This is a genomic window from Ruegeria sp. YKSF131, from assembly GCF_059612645.1.
In genome coordinates, this window is the sequence record NZ_JBXWQZ010000002.1 from 11461 (window position 1) to 26884 (window position 15424).

The window sequence follows — 15424 nt, forward strand, 5'->3', positions numbered from 1 at the left end:
GGACAGCGACTTCCTTGCCCGAAATCAAGTTGGGTCACAGGGGCGGACGCACCGTCCCTGCCCTGTATTACAGCCCAAGCGCCGCGCGGCGTTCTTCGGCAAAGCCCTGCACGATGCGGTCTGCGATCAGTGCCAGAATCGCCATCGCGGCCCCGGCAGATATGCCCAATCCTACATCCGCCTGACCCAGCGCCAGATAGATCGACTGGCCCAGACCGGTGGTCCCGATCAGTGCCGCGATGACCAGCATGGCGAAGGCGTAAAGGATGGTCTGGTTCAGCCCCAGAAGGATGGTCGGGGCCGCATAAGGCGCCCGCACATCGCGCATGATCTGCCACTCGGTCGCACCGCTTGAAATTGCGGCCTCCATCATCTCATCCGGTGTATTGACCAGCCCGTGCCGCGTGTAGCGGATCATCGGGACAATCGCATAGGCACAGATCGCCAGAAAGGCCGAGAACTCACCAATCTGGAACACCATCAGCACCGGGATCAGGAACACGAACAGGGGGATCGTCTGCAACATGTCGCAGATCGGGCGAACCACGTTCCACACAGGCTGCCATACCGCGCTGGCAAGACCGATCAGTCCCCCTGCCAAAGCGCAGGTAAACACCGCTGCACCACTAAGATAGAGCGACAGCAGCGCCCTTTCCCACAGGCCCGAGACGAGGATGGTGCAGAGCAGCCCCACGCAGAGCGCGGCCAGACGCCAGCCCCCGGCGACCCAGCCCAGCGCGGCAGCGCCGGTCAGGACAAAGGGCCACGGCAGGTTCGCGATGCCGGTTTCCAGCATTCCGATCAAGATCAGAACGACCAGCCCGCCAGTCAGCCGCCCGCGCCACGCCATCAAAAGCGCAATTCCGGCACCGGCCGCGAACAGGCCATAGCTCATGCTCGACGTCCACTGGAAACCCCATGTGAAGGGCAGCACCGCCTGATCCAACCCGATCCGAAGCGGTAGCAGTACATAGAACAATGAGTTGTTCTTGAGGGCGTCCAGCCACTGGCCGTTGGCCTGCGTGAACGCGGTCAGGCCGCTGTCCACGACCTCGGCCATCGGGTCCAGCAGGGTCAATTCCGCAGGATTTGGCAACCACGCCCAGAAGGCGGCGGTGAAGACAACAGCAAAACCCAGCATCGCCCAGACAACGCGGCTGTCATAGCGTTTACGCTCGGTCGCCAAAGTACCGCTCATCCGGTCGATCACCACGGCAAAGACCACGATAACCAGACCCGCCATCAGCGATTCGCCGAACTGCGCCTTGCGCATGGTCAGCAGAACCTCCCAGCCGATATCGTTGAACCCACCGATGACGGCGGCGATGATAACCATCGACAATGCGGCCATCAGACATTGGTTCACACCGACCATAATCTGAGTGGTGGCGGCAGGGATTTCGACCTGGAACAGCTGCTGGAACCGAGTGCCGCCAGACATGATGGCCGCCTCTTTGATTTCGGGCTCTACCCGTTCCAATCCCAGCATGACATTGCGCGCCATTGGCGGTGCGGCATAGATGGCCGAAGCAATCAGACCAACAACAGGACCAAATCCAAACAGCAGCAGCAGCGGTGTCAGATAGGCAAAGGTTGGCACCGTCTGCATGATGTCCAGCACGGCCTGCACAAAGGATTTCACCTTTGGCACTTCGTTGGCGAGGATGCCGATGCCGCCCCCAATGACCAGCGCCACAGGGACAGACACGGCGACAAGCGCCAGCGTATTCATGCTTTCGGCCCAATAGCCCGAGGCCAAAACAAAGCTGAGGCCCAGAAAGCCAAGTGCGGCCATGGACAAGCCGCCCAGATACCAGCCCAACGCGGTCACGATCCCGATCAGAATGGGCCATGGCGTTTTGCCCAGCACGAAATTCGCCCAGTTCATTGGGTGGGTCATCAGGTCCGAAAACAGCCGCATTGCCGGTTTGATCAGGTTCAGAAACCAGTCCAGAAACGCGCCAACCCATTGGGTTGCAGGCAGTTCCCACGCGGCGGGCCACTTGACCAGCCACGGGGCGATACCCTCGAGCGCAAGGCAAACTGCACCGACGATAACAGTTATCAGGGCGGCCTTCGCACCTGCCGTCAACTGCGCACTGCGCCGTGTCGGGAGGTCGGTTATGGCGGTCATGTCTCGTCCACCTGAAGAGCTGCGGCCAGATCGGACGGATGCACCGTGCCAACGACATTGCCCGCCTCATCCCGCACGGGCACGGGTTCATACAGCTCCATGCAATGCGCAAGGGCTGCGTCCAGCGTCATCGAGGTGGTGAGGCCGGGATCATCCGGGCCACATTCCGCCTCGCTCCGCATGACCGAGGCGACCTTGGCGTGCTGACCTTTGGCGACATCCTTCGAGAATTCGCGCACGTAATCATCCACCGGGCGCAACACGATATCAGTGGGCGTTCCGATCTGAACAATCTTGCCGTCGCGCATGATGGCAATGCGGTCGGCCAGCTTCAGCGCCTCTTGAATGTCATGGGTGATAAAGACGATAGATTTCTTCAGCGTCGCCTGAATGCGAAGGAATTCATCCTGCAACTGGCGGCGGATCAATGGGTCGAGGGCCGAGAACGGTTCATCCAGAAACCAGATATCGGGATTTACGGCGAGGCTGCGGGCAATGCCCACCCGCTGGCGCTGGCCACCTGAAAGCTGGCGCGGAAAGCTGTCTTCGCGCCCTTCCAGACCGACCAGGGAGATCACCTCCTGCGCGCGCGCCAGCCGTTCCTTCTTGCCCACACCCTGCACGCGCAGCGGATAGGCCACGTTTTCAGAAACGGTCATATGCGGGAACAGGCCGAAATGCTGGAACACCATGCCCAGTTTTTTGCGGCGCAACTCGGTCAGGGCCTTCTTCGAGGCTCCGATGACGTTTTCGCCATCCACCCGAATCTCGCCGCCCGTACCGGGCAGCAGCTGCGAGATGCAGCGGATCAGCGTGGATTTGCCCGAGCCCGACAGACCCATGATGACAAAAAGCTCGCCCTCCTGAACCTCGAAATTGGCATCCTGAACAGCGGGGATCAGCCCCTGTTCCCGAAGGGCGGCGGCAGCCTTGTCGGCGTCATTCCCTGACCGAGACAGCGCGTCGGTCAGGGCTTTGTCAGCGCCGGGGCCAAACACCTGCCAGAGATTCCGGCAGGCGATGGCTGGCATGGTCGTGTCCGTCACTTACGCGGGCTCACTGGGTTGCCGCGTCAACAACCGGACGCCACTTGCCTTCGTTTTCGGCCATCCATGCGGCGACAACTTCTTCGACCTTTCCACCGTCAACGTCGATCGCGCCCATCATCGGTTGCTGGTCTTCAACCGCCAGCTGATAGTTGGTCAGGATTTCAAAGGCTGCTGGCCATTTCTCCTCCATACCGCTCCAGCCGGCCTTGAAGATGCGCGAGGGCGAGAAGTCGCAGTCATTGACAGCATTCGGGTTCGGGCCCCAGGCCGGATCACTGAAGCACGCCTCTTCACCGGCGGGCAGTTCGACGAACTGAACGTCATAGGCCGACATCGCCCAATGCGGCTGCCAGAAAGTGATCAGCAGCGGCGATTTGCGTTCGGTCGAGGCGCGCAATTCCGCGATCAGCGCCCCTTCGGACCCTGCTGGTACGGCTTTGAACGGCAATTCCAGACCGGTCATGCGATCGGCGCCCGGAGTACCCCAATCGGCCGGGTAGTCGACCAGACGACCACCGGGCAGAGTTTCCGCCGTCGCAAAGACCTGAGCGCAATCTTTCAGCGCTTCCCATGCGGGCAGGCCCGGGCACAGATCGGCCACATGCGCCGGGTATGCGATGCCTTCCTTGGCATCCAGACCCAGATCACCGATTTCAACCACAGTGCCTTCACCGATTTTCTTGGCGTATTCATCGGAAACGTTGGAAGACCAGATTTCCAGTGTCGCGTCGATGTCGCCATCGGCCAGCGCCTGGAACTGGTTCATCATGCCCGCGGTCACATATTCGACGTTGTACCCGGCAGCCTTGAGCATCTCTCCCGCCACATGCGTGGTGACATGCTGGCCGGTCCATTCGTTGATCGCCAATTTGATCGGTTCATCCACGGCACCCATATCCGCCGCCTGCGCTGCGCCTGCAACGCTCAGAGCCATTAGGCTTACACTTAGTTTTTTCATGGACTTAACTCCCTGTCATATTTGTTTTGCCCATCCCGGCAAGGATTTTCCCGCCGGTCTTTCTGTCTGATGACAATGCCATGCCGCAGCATGCACAAATTTGGCTGGAAAAGAACAGTGATCCGTTTCCAAATTGTGGAAAAGATCTTTCTGCCAGATTGTTCCCCCCTCCCGGCTCCCTTTACGCATCCAACCCGGCTTACCCTTGTTCCATTTCGCTAAGACGGGACGTTGACTGACGAGTCAATCAGAAAACATTTTGCCACCTTTTGTCGAGAACTTCTTTCGAAAATCCGCATTTTTCTGCGAATCCGGTTATTCGTTGGGCTGCCTCAAATCTGGACACGGTCAGATTTTTCATTGCCAAACAAGAACAAAAGATAAACATTTATAGTCGGGCAACATCAAGGTTAGACAGATGCGAACGTTTGACGAAATCTTTGAAATCGCAGCCGCGCGCCACGGCGGTCCAGAAGCACTGGGCGCAAAACTGAGCAAACCGAAAACCCCTGCGGAACTGGCAGCGATGCCCGAGGATCGCTGGCTGTCGGTCATCACGAAATGCATCTTTCAGGCTGGCTTCAACTGGAAAGTCATCGAAAACAAATGGGACGGGTTCGAATCAGCCTTTAACGGGTTCGACGTGGGGCGATGCGCGTTCATGGATGATGAGAAGTTTGACACCCTTTTGCAGGATACGCGCATAGTAAGGAATGGAACCAAGATCGCGGCTGTACGGGATAACGCTGCATTCTTGCTTGAACTGCGTGAGGAAGGCGGCGCGGGTAAAGTGTTAGGCGGCTGGCCATCTGATGACTACGTCAACCTTCTGGCAATGCTGGCAAAACGCGGGGCCCGACTGGGCGGCGCTTCGGCGCAATACGCAATGCGGTTTGCCGGGCGGGACAGTTTCATTCTGTCTCAGGATGTCACCGCCCGGCTGATTGCTGAAGGTGTGATCGACAAGCCTGCCACCTCGAAGAAAGCGATGGAGGCGGTTCAGAACGCCTTTAATACATGGATGGGTCAGTCCGGGCGATCACTTACGGAAATCAGCCGGGTTCTGGCCATGAGTCTGTGAAAACGGTTTGCGGAATACCCGCAGCGGAATAAGATTCAACTTATGGTTCTGCGTGTATTCATTGCTTCACTTTTGTTGCTGGCCGCCTGCGGTCGTGAGTTGACTGAGCAGGAGCGCGATTTTGCGGAAACCATTCAAGGGGAAACCCTGGAACTGGATCACATCCGTCTGGTCGAAGGTGCCCCGGTTACCAACGTGACGTATTTCCGCGAAGAACGCCCGCGACTGGCCTGCCGCGAGCGCATTCTGCCCCCGGTGGACCCCGGGCCGGTGACGGGCAAACCTGCCGCCGTGGCCCTTTTCAACAAAGTCTACTTTGCCCGCGACTGGTATCTGGAGGACTATATGTCGGAATTTCCGGATCAGATGAACCTGCTGGCCGCGATGCTTTTGGCCCATGAGCTGACGCATGTCTGGCAATGGCAGAATCGCCGGACCACGGGTTACCACCCCCTGCGCGCTGCGGCGGAACATGGAGGCCGGAGGGATCCGTATCTGTTCGACCTCGAAACCTCTCCGGATTTTCTGACCTACGGGTTCGAACAGCAGGGCGCGATCGTCGAGGAATACGTGTGCTGTCGCGCATTGGCCCCCCAGGCCAAGCGTACCAAAAGACTGCACGACATGCTGGGCACCCATTTTGATCTGTCGCCCCTGCCGGAACAAGGGCGCGAGCGCCCGGTCCTGATCCCATGGAGCGAAGCCAGGATCGAAGGGATTTGCAGTTAGTTCCGTGCGCGCTGCACGGTTTCCAGATATGCCACCAGATCAACGATCGGCTGGCTGGTCAGGATCGGCTGACCTTCCGGTGTTTTCATGGATGTGTCCTGCCCGTCGAAATAAGGGCCATAGACCGGCATCGGGCTGCCATGGCTGACCAGCGGGTCCCTACCGTCGATGCGGGCGACAACGCGGGCGGTCGGGAACACCCCGCTTTCGCCGGACAATGCGGTCAGATCGGACGGCTGAACAACCAGCACGCTGGCCATCGGCCCCTGCCCGGTTGCGTCAATCCCGTGACAGGTCGCGCAGTAATGCAAATAGAGTTCCTCTCCGGTCGCGGCATCCTGCGCCCAGGCAGCTTGTGCGGCAGCAGCCGAAACCCCGAGAACCAGCATACCGATCGTTGCCTTGAACATCGTATCCTCCTGTCACGATTGACATTTGCAGGGTTGCCCGACAGGCATATGGACGCAATGATCCAGATCAACGAAATAGGTGCAGAGGGTTCGGGCAATGACACAATACGCAGCCATCATGCTGGCCGCCGGATTTGGAATTCCGATACTGGCCGCTCTTAACGCGGCCCTTGGCAAGGTCATCGGATCACCGACAACGGCAGCTGTGGTGCTGTTTGCAATTGCCCTGGCCGCCTCGGTGCTGACCATGCTGTTGTTTCCCGGTTTTGCAGCCTTGTCCAAGGTTGCGCAGGCCCCGAAACACCTGTTGTTCGCTGGCATCCTGATTGCATTTTATGTGTTGTCGATCACCCATGTCGCCCCACATTTCGGCGTTGGAAACGCCGTGTTCTTTGTTCTGTTGGGGCAATTGATCAGTGCGGCGGCAATCGATCACTTCGGCCTGTTCGGCGCGCAGGTGGCACCCCTCACCCTGATGCGGGCGGGTGGTATCGCCGTCATGGCCATCGGTGTTGCGATCACTCAACTGGCCTGAGCACGCCGCCCTCAAGCCGGACCATGCGGTCCATGCGCGCCGCCAGTTCGAGGTTGTGGGTTGCGATCAACGCCGACAATCCCTCGTCCCGCACCAGTGTCATCAGGGCATCGAACACCTGATCCGAAGTATCAGGGTCCAGATTGCCTGTCGGTTCGTCCGCCAGCAAAACACGCGGCGCGTTGGCAAGCGCCCGGCAAAAGGCCACGCGTTGCTGTTCCCCGCCCGACAGCGCCGCAGGGCGGTGACTGGCGCGCGGGGCGACGCCCACACGGTCCAGCAAATCCAATGCCCGTGCCTGAGCAGCTTTTTCGGACGCGCCATTGGCCAGTTGCGGCAATGTGATGTTTTCCAGTGCCGTAAACTCGGGCAGCAGGTGATGGAATTGGTATACGAACCCGATATCCTGCCGACGCAACGCCGTTCTGGTTCGGTCGCCCTTGCCGTTCACATTCTGCCCTCCGATTTCGACGGTTCCGTCGTCAGGCCGATCCAGCAGACCGGCAATGTGCAGAAGCGTCGATTTGCCTGCCCCTGACGGCGCAACCATGGCCACAGCTTCACCTGCGCGCAGTTCGAGGTCGACCCCACGCAGAACCTGCACCTCGCCCGGTGTGCCTTTGAGGTAGGTCTTGGTCAGACCGTTCAGACGCAAGGTGACTTCATTCATAGCGCAGCGCCTCGACCGGGTTCAGCCGCGCCGCGCGGCGGGCGGGGAAATAGGTGACGATGAAAGACAGGCCAAGCGACAGGCACGTCGCCTTGAGCACATCGCTCAGATGCAGTTCGGCCGGCAGAGCGTAGATGCCGCGGATCGACGGATCCCACACGCCACCGCCCATCACGTAGTTCACGAATGAGAAGATCGGATCAATGTAGATTGCAAAGAGGCATCCCAGGATGACCCCCATTGCAGTGCCGATCAGGCCGGTGAACGCACCGCAGATGAAAAAGACACGCAGAACCGATCCTTCGCTCAGGCCGATCGTGCGCAAGATACCGATATCGCGCCCCTTGTTCTTGACCAGCATGATCAGGCCCGAAACGATGTTCATCGCAGCAATCAGAACGAGGATCGACAGGATGATGAACATCACATTATCCTCAACCTCGAGCGCGCGCAGGAAGCCGCCGGATGCGTCCTGCCATGTCCAGATCTGACTGCGCTCGCCCGACGCCTCAAGAATGGGAATCAGGATCGGGCCAAGATCTTCGGGCTTGTCCACCATCACTTCGATCTCATCCGCCACACCTTCACGGTTGAAAAAGCCCTGCGCCTGCGAAAACGGCATGTAGACGCGGGTGCGGTCAATGTCATAGCGACCGGCCGAAAACACATAGACAACGCGATAGGCATTCACGCGCGGCGACGTGCCAAAGGCGGTTTTGACCCCGTTGGGCGAGGTCAGTTTGACCACATCCCCGACAGTGACCCCAATACTGCGGGCCACACCCGATCCAATGGCGATGACATCCTCACCTGTCTGGAAGTCCGACAGGTCCCCCGCCGCCTGGTCCGCCTGCGCGATACCCGGCAGGTCGAACAGATCGTCTGGTCGGATGCCAAACACCTCGACCCCGCTGCTGCTGTCGCGGTTGGTGATCAGCACCTGCCCCTTCACCAGCGGTGCGGCACGTTCAACACCGGGCACCAGCGCAATGCGGTCAGTGCGTTCGTTGTAGTCGGCAATTGTCCGATCCACCCGGCCCTGCGCGTCAAATTCACCCGAGGAATAGACTGTCACATGCGCATTGGCGCCCAGAATGGTGCCGACGAATTCAGACCGAAAACCCGAACGGACGGCCAGCGTTGCAATCAGCGCGAACACGGCAAGCGTGATCCCGATCAGTGAGATCCATGTCATCACGCTGACGCCGCCTTCGGCCCTGCGCGCGCGCAGATATCGCCAGGCGATTTTCCATTCAAAAGGGGCAAAGGGCGGGGGTGTCTTGGCCATGCCTGCTCCGGGTTTTCTTGTTTGCGGCGACCCTTTCGGCATTTCGCCCAATGGTCAAGCCGGTTGTCACCCTGAACCGGTTCCTCAGCCTGAATGAGCCGAATCGTTTCGGGACATGACCAAAATACATGTGCAAAACAGGTGTCTTTCAATTCGGGCGCTACACCATGAGTTGTGAAGCGCATCACAGACAGAAGGTGATTGTTTCAGGTATGACGTTAATCATCGCGCATCGTGAGCCACTGAATCGTAAAGGCAACAATAAGTGCGAAATTTTATTACTCTTTTTGATTATTTTCAGAAACTTTGCCACCCTGACCATGGGGGAACACATTTAAAGAGCGGGGGTCGCTCAATGAATTTACAAATTTCAACCAATGGTGCGGGTGCAATTTCGACCCGTCAGGCTTCAACAGAATTAGATTGTGAAACCGCAGCCTTGCTGCGCGCGGCCATTCGGCCAATCTTTGTCACCGCGGCAAGCTGGGGCAATTTGGCAGACATCCTGAAAGACAAAGGATATCGTCTGGTTTTCCGGCAAGGCCGTTTGTGTATCACGGATCGGGCAACTGATGCGCGGATTTGCGGATTGCGCTTTCTGGATATCGAGTTTCGCGAACTGATCAGCCGCCTTGGCCGTCCGATTGTTGTGGCGACAGGTGACGGAGCCAACGGAGACGTCCTGGCCGAGCGCCCGACGTCGGATCAAAACTGAGAACCGACCGACTGACGCGGTCGGTATTCAGGTAGCTTGGGAAGGGCCGCCAGGTCTGAGCCTCCGGCACCCCATCCAGATCACAGGGTGAGTTTCAACACCACCTCGCAGCAGCAACTGATGGTCGCTTATGCGATCCGCTGGTAAATCTCAGCAACTTTGGTAACGGCCGCCTCGGGGCTCAGTTCCTCGTTTTCGCCAGTGCGGCGACAGGTCAGTTCAACCACACCATTCTTCAGACCACGCGGGCCAACCGTGATGCGCCAGGGCAAACCGATCAGGTCCATCGTGGCGAATTTGCCGCCAGCACGTTCATTGCGGTCGTCATAGAGCGGTTCCAGACCCAAAGCCGTCAGCGCCGTGTAGATCTTGTCACAAGCTGCATCGGCTTCGTCATCGCCCTGCTTGAGGTTGACGATACCGCAATGGAACGGGGTCACGCCCTCGGGCCAGATGATGCCTTTATCGTCATGGCTGGCCTCGATGATGGCTCCTACAAGGCGGCTGACACCGATACCATGGCTGCCCATGTGAACCGGAACCGGTTTGCCATCCGGGCCTTGGACAGTTGCGCCCAAGGGATCGGAGTATTTGGTGCCAAAGTAGAAGATTTGGCCCACCTCAATGCCGCGAGCCACGCGGCGGCGTTCTTCGGGGATCTGGTTGAACAGCGCCTCGTCATGGGTTTCATCAGTGCGGGCGTATTTCGAAGTGAACTCTTCCAGAATGGCCTGACACTGTTCGCGGTTGTCATAATCGATTTCACGATCGCCAAAGGTCAGGTCGGTGACGGCGCTGTCATAGAAAACCTCGGATTCACCGGTATCGGCCAGAACCAGAAACTCATGCGTGTCATCGCCACCGATGGGGCCTGAATCGGCGCGCATCGGAATCGCCTGAAGTCCCATCCGTTCATAAGTGCGCAGATAGCTGACCAGATGGCGGTTATAGGCGTGCAGCGCATCTTCCTTGGTCAGGTCGAAGTTGTATCCGTCCTTCATATAGAACTCGCGCCCCCGCATCACGCCAAAACGCGGGCGGATTTCATCGCGGAACTTCCACTGGATCTGGTAGAGCGTCAGCGGCAGGTCCTTGTAGCTGCTGACGTGGCCGCGGAAAATATCGGTCACCAGTTCTTCGGCTGTGGGCGTGAACAGCATGTCGCGGTCATGACGGTCCTTCATCCGCAGCATCTCTTGACCGTAGTCATCATAGCGCCCGGATTCACGCCACAGATCCGCCGACTGGATTATAGGCATCTGAATCGCGATGTGACCGGCCCGCGCCTGTTCTTCGTGGACGATGTTTTCCAGCTTGCGCAGCACTTTGAAGCCCAGCGGCAACCAGGAATATATCCCGGCAGAGGCCTGCTTGATCATCCCTGCACGCAGCATCAGCCGGTGGCTGACGATCTGAGCCTCGGACGGGGTTTCCTTGAGAACGGGCAGAAAGTAACGGCTCAGGCGCATGGAAGGACCTTCAAAGGTAAGAATTCGACTGAACAGGTGATTATGCCAAAGCCCCGCCGGGGGCAATCGCGCATTGGTGTTGTCCGACCTTGTGGCAGTCGGTTTTTTGATTGACCCTCCAATCGGGACTGACAAGGTAGCGGAAACGCAAATCTCATGAGGCGCTGATGCAAACCATTCAGGAACCCGCACGCCAAATCCCCGTCATTCATCAAACCGATGTTCTGGTCGTCGGTTCCGGCCCCACCGGGTTGGCCGCAGCGCTTGCAGCGGCACGTGCGGGGGCCGAGGTATCTTTGGTTGATCGGTTCGGCTGCATGGGCGGCAATATCACTGCCGTCGGCGTCGAAGGATTTGCCTGGTACCGGCACGAGCAAACCGTCGAGGCAGGTGGCATCGGGATGGAGTTTGAAACCCGCGCCAAGGAGATGGGAGCCGCCGTTCCGGAAAGCCAGTCCCTGAGCTATGAGCTGGACAGCGAAGGCTTCAAACTGGTGGCCGACAAGCTGGTCGAAGAAGCGGGCGTGCATCCGATGTTGCATCGGCAATTCGTGTCCCCGATCCTGGAAGGCGACCGGATCACCGGTGTCATCACAGAATCCAAGGCCGGGCGCGAAGCGATTTTGGCCAAGGTCGTCATCGATGCCACCGGCGACGCGGATGTGGCCCATCGCGCGGGTGCGCCGACCCACAAAACTCCGCGCGAGGACATGATGGCGGCCTCGGTCATGTTTCACCTGGCGGGCGTCGACAAGCGGGCCTTTATGGAAGGTGTAAAAGCTGACCCGCAGACCTACAAGGATTGGGGCGGCGGCGGAGAGTGGAACATTGAGACCTCGGGTAAAGAGGACGACATGTTCTCACCCTTCGTGCACAAACCGTTCCAGCAAGCAATCGATCAGGGGCTGATCCCGCCGCATCTGAACACCATCGCCGGCACCTGGGGCGCGATGCATGACACGGGCGAGCTGACATACATGAACCTCATCCATCTGGCCGAGGTTGACGGCACCGATCCCGACAGCCTGACGCGCGGCGAGATTGAAGGTCGCCGCCAGACCATGCTGGCCATCGAGGCGCTGCGACGGTTCATGCCCGGTTGCGAAAACGCACGTTTGCGGAATTTCGGTATGACCATCGGCATCCGCGACACCCGCAAGATCGACGCGGTCTACAACATGACCGAAAACGATGCCCGCCATCAGGGCCGGTTCGAGGATACGATCGGCATCTATCCCGAGTTCATCGACGGCTATGGCATCCTGATCCTGCCAACTACGGGACGGTACATGCAAATCCCCTATCGGTCGATGCTGCCCAAGGGCATCAAAGGCCTGCTGGTTGCAGGACGGTCGCATGGCGCGGACCGGGTGGCACATGCCGCAACCCGAAACATGGCTTGTTGCGCGGTCATGGGTCAGGGCGCGGGCATCGCCGCTGCGGTCTCACTGAAAAGCAATCAGGAGCTGGACCAGCTGAATCTGGCACCGGTTCGCGCTGAATTGCAACGCCAGGGGGTGAGGATTCACTGATGGACAGTATCCCAACGATTGATATCGCGCCTTTGACTGCCCCGGGAACCGCAGCCTATGACGCGACGGTCCGTGACATCCTTGCGGCCTGTCAGGGGATCGGCTTTTTGTCGATCACCGGGACAGGCGTATCCCGGCAGACCGTGGATCAGGTACGCCAGATCACCCGAGAGATTTTTGCCGTCGATGACGCGCAAAAATGGGATCAGGCCATCACCCGCGCCAACTATCGCGGCTATATACCCATGGGGTTCTTCACACCCAATGATGGCTCGGGCAAGGCCGACAAGTACGAGGGGTACAAACTGCATCACGAGGTCGCAGCAGACGACCCGGTGCGTGAGGATTGCGCGTTATACGGGCCAAACATCTGGCCCGACGGTGTACCCGGTGCGAAAGAGGTCATTCTGGGTTACTGGCGGCAACTGGATCGCGTCACCGATCTGTTGCTGGGCGCGTTAGAGGCGGGACTGGATCTGAAAGCCGACGCGCTGCGCAGTGCATTCCGGGCCCCGATGACCAACATGACCCTGCTGCATTACCCGCCACAGGCCGAGGATGAGGCAGGCTATGGCATCCATCCGCACAAGGATACTGACGCATTGACCATCATTGCCCCCGATCCGGTGGGCGGGCTTGAGGTGCAGACCCGCAGCGGCGGCTGGATCACGCCCGACTGCCCGCCCGGTGGTTTCGTGGTGAATATCGGTGACATGCTGGAGCTGTGGTCGGGCGGGCGGTTGAAATCCACGCCGCATCGGGTTGTGAACCGATCGGGGCGGGAACGGTATTCTTTTCCCTATTTCGCGGTGCCCCGTCACGACATCGTCGTCGCGCCTTTGCTGCCGCCCCTGCCCGGCTTTGACCGTCCGGCGGTTCATTGTGGTCACTGGTCGGCCGAGATTTGGCGCACGAACTGGCCCGATGAGACCGCCACCGAAGACACACCTGAATTGGGAACCTTGCGCGGCTGACCCCTGCAAACCCAAGCGCCATGAACCGCTTGCATCATGGGCTTTGATGCGCCAAGAACACCTGCAAGGGCCTGAACAAGGGGATCGCCATGGCTTTGCCGGTTAAGGATCAGCTGAGATACTGGAGCATCGCCGCTGCGGTTTTCGTGTTGATCCTGTGGGCCCTTGGGGATGTCTTGCTGCCTTTTGTCATCGGCGGGGCCATTGCCTATTTCCTGGATCCGGTCGCTGACCGGCTGGAGCGGTTGAGCCTGTCGCGTATGGCCGCCACGGCAGTCATCACGGTCGTCGGTGTTCTGGGGTTTGTACTGGCAATTCTGATGGTAGTCCCTGCGCTGATCACCCAGTTGCTGGATCTTGTCGATGTACTGCCCGATCTGTTCAAACAGTTGCGCAGTTTCATAGAAAAACAGTTCCCGTCATTGCTTGACCGGGACTCGAGCACGCACGCGATGCTGGTGTCCTTTGGCGAAACGCTGAAATCCAAGACCGGCGACGTTATGCAGACGCTGCTGACCTCGCTGGGCTCCGCGATCAACATCGTTGTTCTGTTGGTCATTGTGCCGGTCGTTGCCGTTTACTTGCTGTTGGACTGGGATCGCATGACCGCCCGCATCGGAGAGCTGCTGCCACGTGACCACGCCCCCATCATCAGGCGGCTGGCCGGAGAGATCGACGCGGTTCTGGCCTCGTTCGTGCGCGGCATGGGAACGGTCTGCTTGATCCTTGGCAGCTATTACGCGGTCGCACTGATGCTTGCTGGCCTGCAATTCGGTCTGATTGTGGGCTTTATCGCGGGCTTGGTCACGTTCATTCCCTATCTGGGCGCCCTTATCGGAGGCTCGCTGGCCATCGGGCTTGCGCTGTTTCAGTTCTGGGGCGACTGGGCTCATATCGGGCTTATCGCGGGTATCTTTGCCATTGGGCAGGTCACCGAGGGCAATTTCCTGACACCCAAGCTGGTCGGCAGCTCTGTCGGGCTGCATCCAGTCTGGTTGCTGCTGGCCCTGTCGGTCTTTGGCGCGCTGTTCGGCTTCGTCGGCATGCTGATCGCTGTCCCGGTCGCCGCGGCATTGGGCGTGTTGGCCCGCTTTGCCACATCGCTATACCTCGACAGCAGATTGTACACTGGTCTTGAAGGTCTGGATCAGGAAACCGAGTAAATGGCCCGACAACTCAGCTTTGATCTGCCCGCCAAAACTGCGCTCGGGCGAGAGGATTTCTTTGTGTCACCGGCCAATGCGCTGGCGGTGGCAATGATCTCGGCCACGTCATGGCCCGGCAACAAGCTGGTACTGAGCGGGCCCTCCGGCGCGGGCAAAACCCATCTGGCCCATGTCTGGGCCGCTGAAACCGGCGGGCGTATCCTTCAGGCCAGAGACCTGCGATATGACGATGTGCCAGACCTGGCGCGTATGCCGATCGCGGTCGAAGACGTGCCTTTGATAGCCGGTGATCTCGAGCAGCAAAAAACGCTGTTCCACCTGCATAACCTTGTTCTGGCCGAGGGGCACCCCTTGCTGATGACCGGCCGTCTTGCACCAAAATTCTGGGAGTTGCCGCTGGCCGACCTGCAAAGCCGGGTCGAAGGTGCCCATCACGTCGCACTGGATCCGCCCGACGACGCATTGCTGGGCGCGGTTCTTGCCAAGCTGTTTGTCGACAGGCAGCTCAACCCCGGCCCCGATGTCATCGCCTATCTTGTCAAGCATATGGACCGGCGGTTTGAAAGCGCAGCCGACGTTGTATCCCAACTGGACCAACTGGCCCTGGCAGAAAAACGCGACATTACACGCGCGCTGGCCATTCGCGTACTGAACACGGCCCCGGATGAGGTCGAGACCAATGATTGACCCGCTGACGTCAATTTCGCATCCTCA

15 protein-coding genes are annotated in these 15424 nt (G+C 59.2%); 8 read left to right on the top strand and 7 right to left on the bottom strand.

Annotation, left to right across the window (positions count from 1 at the left end; translation table 11 throughout):
• Positions 1 to 67: 67 nt before the first annotated feature.
• Genes AC2FLZ_RS00970 through AC2FLZ_RS00980 form a run of 3 tightly spaced genes read right to left on the bottom strand, consistent with a single transcriptional unit; the run spans position 68 to position 4141 of the window.
• Positions 68 to 2134 (bottom strand): ABC transporter permease, encoded by a 2067-nt coding sequence (locus tag AC2FLZ_RS00970; RefSeq protein ID WP_480554062.1) that lies wholly within the window; start codon positions 2132 to 2134, stop codon positions 68 to 70.
• Positions 2131 to 3180, bottom strand: coding sequence for a quaternary amine ABC transporter ATP-binding protein (locus AC2FLZ_RS00975; RefSeq protein WP_480475875.1), 1050 nt, complete (start codon positions 3178 to 3180; stop codon positions 2131 to 2133). Before AC2FLZ_RS00975 ends, AC2FLZ_RS00970 begins: the two co-directional genes overlap by 4 nt.
• Before the next feature lie 10 nt (positions 3181 to 3190).
• Positions 3191 to 4141, bottom strand: a complete 951-nt coding sequence (locus AC2FLZ_RS00980) for an ABC transporter substrate-binding protein (RefSeq protein WP_209504562.1) — start codon at positions 4139 to 4141, stop codon at positions 3191 to 3193.
• 418 nt (positions 4142 to 4559) lie between these two features.
• Here AC2FLZ_RS00980 and AC2FLZ_RS00985 point away from each other — a divergent pair, with 418 nt between their 5' ends.
• Both AC2FLZ_RS00985 and AC2FLZ_RS00990 read left to right on the top strand, forming a co-directional pair.
• Complete coding sequence (locus tag AC2FLZ_RS00985) at positions 4560 to 5222, top strand: DNA-3-methyladenine glycosylase I (RefSeq protein ID WP_480622233.1); 663 nt, start codon at positions 4560 to 4562, stop codon at positions 5220 to 5222.
• A gap of 42 nt (positions 5223 to 5264) precedes the next feature.
• Entirely contained in the window at positions 5265 to 5951 is a 687-nt protein-coding gene (locus AC2FLZ_RS00990; protein WP_480554060.1) for a hypothetical protein, read from the top strand.
• Here AC2FLZ_RS00990 and AC2FLZ_RS00995 read toward each other — a convergent pair.
• Entirely contained in the window at positions 5948 to 6361 is a 414-nt protein-coding gene (locus AC2FLZ_RS00995) for a c-type cytochrome (RefSeq protein WP_480475867.1), read from the bottom strand. The two genes, AC2FLZ_RS00990 and AC2FLZ_RS00995, sit on opposite strands and share 4 nt — an antisense overlap.
• A 97-nt stretch (positions 6362 to 6458) precedes the next feature.
• On the opposite strand from AC2FLZ_RS00995, the gene AC2FLZ_RS01000 reads away from it, so the two are divergent.
• Positions 6459 to 6896, top strand: coding sequence for a DMT family transporter (locus AC2FLZ_RS01000; protein ID WP_267366019.1), 438 nt, complete (start codon positions 6459 to 6461; stop codon positions 6894 to 6896).
• Here AC2FLZ_RS01000 and AC2FLZ_RS01005 read toward each other — a convergent pair.
• Together AC2FLZ_RS01005 and AC2FLZ_RS01010 are read right to left on the bottom strand one after the other, a co-directional pair.
• Positions 6880 to 7566 (bottom strand): ABC transporter ATP-binding protein, encoded by a 687-nt coding sequence (locus AC2FLZ_RS01005; RefSeq protein WP_480516242.1) that lies wholly within the window; start codon positions 7564 to 7566, stop codon positions 6880 to 6882. The two genes, AC2FLZ_RS01000 and AC2FLZ_RS01005, sit on opposite strands and share 17 nt — an antisense overlap.
• A complete protein-coding gene (locus AC2FLZ_RS01010) occupies positions 7559 to 8854 on the bottom strand; it encodes a lipoprotein-releasing ABC transporter permease subunit (protein WP_480475863.1) in 1296 nt (431 codons plus the stop codon). The genes AC2FLZ_RS01005 and AC2FLZ_RS01010 overlap by 8 nt, the downstream gene beginning before the upstream one ends.
• A gap of 355 nt (positions 8855 to 9209) precedes the next feature.
• On the opposite strand from AC2FLZ_RS01010, the gene AC2FLZ_RS01015 reads away from it, so the two are divergent.
• Complete coding sequence (locus tag AC2FLZ_RS01015; RefSeq protein ID WP_480475861.1) at positions 9210 to 9569, top strand: hypothetical protein; 360 nt, start codon at positions 9210 to 9212, stop codon at positions 9567 to 9569.
• A gap of 128 nt (positions 9570 to 9697) precedes the next feature.
• Here the strand turns inward: AC2FLZ_RS01015 and proS are convergent, their stop codons facing one another.
• On the bottom strand, positions 9698 to 11038 hold the full coding sequence (gene proS, locus AC2FLZ_RS01020) for a proline--tRNA ligase (protein ID WP_480554143.1): 1341 nt from the start codon (positions 11036 to 11038) through the stop codon (positions 9698 to 9700).
• 167 nt (positions 11039 to 11205) lie between these two features.
• On the opposite strand from proS, the gene AC2FLZ_RS01025 reads away from it, so the two are divergent.
• The 4 genes from AC2FLZ_RS01025 to AC2FLZ_RS01040 all read left to right on the top strand — a co-directional run bounded on the left by AC2FLZ_RS01025 (position 11206) and on the right by AC2FLZ_RS01040 (position 15397).
• Positions 11206 to 12570, top strand: coding sequence for an FAD-dependent oxidoreductase (locus tag AC2FLZ_RS01025; RefSeq protein WP_496881618.1), 1365 nt, complete (start codon positions 11206 to 11208; stop codon positions 12568 to 12570).
• Positions 12570 to 13544, top strand: coding sequence for an isopenicillin N synthase family dioxygenase (locus tag AC2FLZ_RS01030; protein WP_496881619.1), 975 nt, complete (start codon positions 12570 to 12572; stop codon positions 13542 to 13544). Before AC2FLZ_RS01025 ends, AC2FLZ_RS01030 begins: the two co-directional genes overlap by 1 nt.
• Positions 13545 to 13633: 89 nt before the next feature.
• Positions 13634 to 14707: an AI-2E family transporter gene (locus AC2FLZ_RS01035; protein ID WP_480554055.1), complete on the top strand. Its 1074-nt coding sequence runs from the start codon at positions 13634 to 13636 to the stop codon at positions 14705 to 14707.
• Positions 14708 to 15397 carry an HdaA/DnaA family protein gene (locus AC2FLZ_RS01040; protein ID WP_480516230.1) on the top strand — a complete coding sequence of 230 codons (690 nt, stop codon included), beginning with the start codon at positions 14708 to 14710 and terminating at the stop codon, positions 15395 to 15397.
• Positions 15398 to 15424: the final 27 nt, after the last annotated feature.

Bases quoted from the DNA above. Each gene is read 5' to 3' on its own strand.
- AC2FLZ_RS00970 (WP_480554062.1), bottom strand. From the start codon at position 2,134: ATGACCGCCATAACCGACCTCCCGACACGGCGCAGTGCGCAGTTGACG.
- AC2FLZ_RS00980 (WP_209504562.1), bottom strand. From the start codon at position 4,141: ATGAAAAAACTAAGTGTAAGCCTAATGGCTCTGAGCGTTGCAGGCGCA.
- AC2FLZ_RS00985 (WP_480622233.1), top strand. From the start codon at position 4,560: ATGCGAACGTTTGACGAAATCTTTGAAATCGCAGCCGCGCGCCACGGC.
- AC2FLZ_RS00990 (WP_480554060.1), top strand. From the start codon at position 5,265: ATGGTTCTGCGTGTATTCATTGCTTCACTTTTGTTGCTGGCCGCCTGC.
- AC2FLZ_RS00995 (WP_480475867.1), bottom strand. From the start codon at position 6,361: ATGTTCAAGGCAACGATCGGTATGCTGGTTCTCGGGGTTTCGGCTGCT.
- AC2FLZ_RS01000 (WP_267366019.1), top strand. From the start codon at position 6,459: ATGACACAATACGCAGCCATCATGCTGGCCGCCGGATTTGGAATTCCG.
- AC2FLZ_RS01005 (WP_480516242.1), bottom strand. From the start codon at position 7,566: ATGAATGAAGTCACCTTGCGTCTGAACGGTCTGACCAAGACCTACCTC.
- AC2FLZ_RS01010 (WP_480475863.1), bottom strand. From the start codon at position 8,854: ATGGCCAAGACACCCCCGCCCTTTGCCCCTTTTGAATGGAAAATCGCC.
- AC2FLZ_RS01015 (WP_480475861.1), top strand. From the start codon at position 9,210: ATGAATTTACAAATTTCAACCAATGGTGCGGGTGCAATTTCGACCCGT.
- proS (WP_480554143.1), bottom strand. From the start codon at position 11,038: ATGCGCCTGAGCCGTTACTTTCTGCCCGTTCTCAAGGAAACCCCGTCC.
- AC2FLZ_RS01025 (WP_496881618.1), top strand. From the start codon at position 11,206: ATGCAAACCATTCAGGAACCCGCACGCCAAATCCCCGTCATTCATCAA.
- AC2FLZ_RS01030 (WP_496881619.1), top strand. From the start codon at position 12,570: ATGGACAGTATCCCAACGATTGATATCGCGCCTTTGACTGCCCCGGGA.
- AC2FLZ_RS01035 (WP_480554055.1), top strand. From the start codon at position 13,634: ATGGCTTTGCCGGTTAAGGATCAGCTGAGATACTGGAGCATCGCCGCT.
- AC2FLZ_RS01040 (WP_480516230.1), top strand. From the start codon at position 14,708: ATGGCCCGACAACTCAGCTTTGATCTGCCCGCCAAAACTGCGCTCGGG.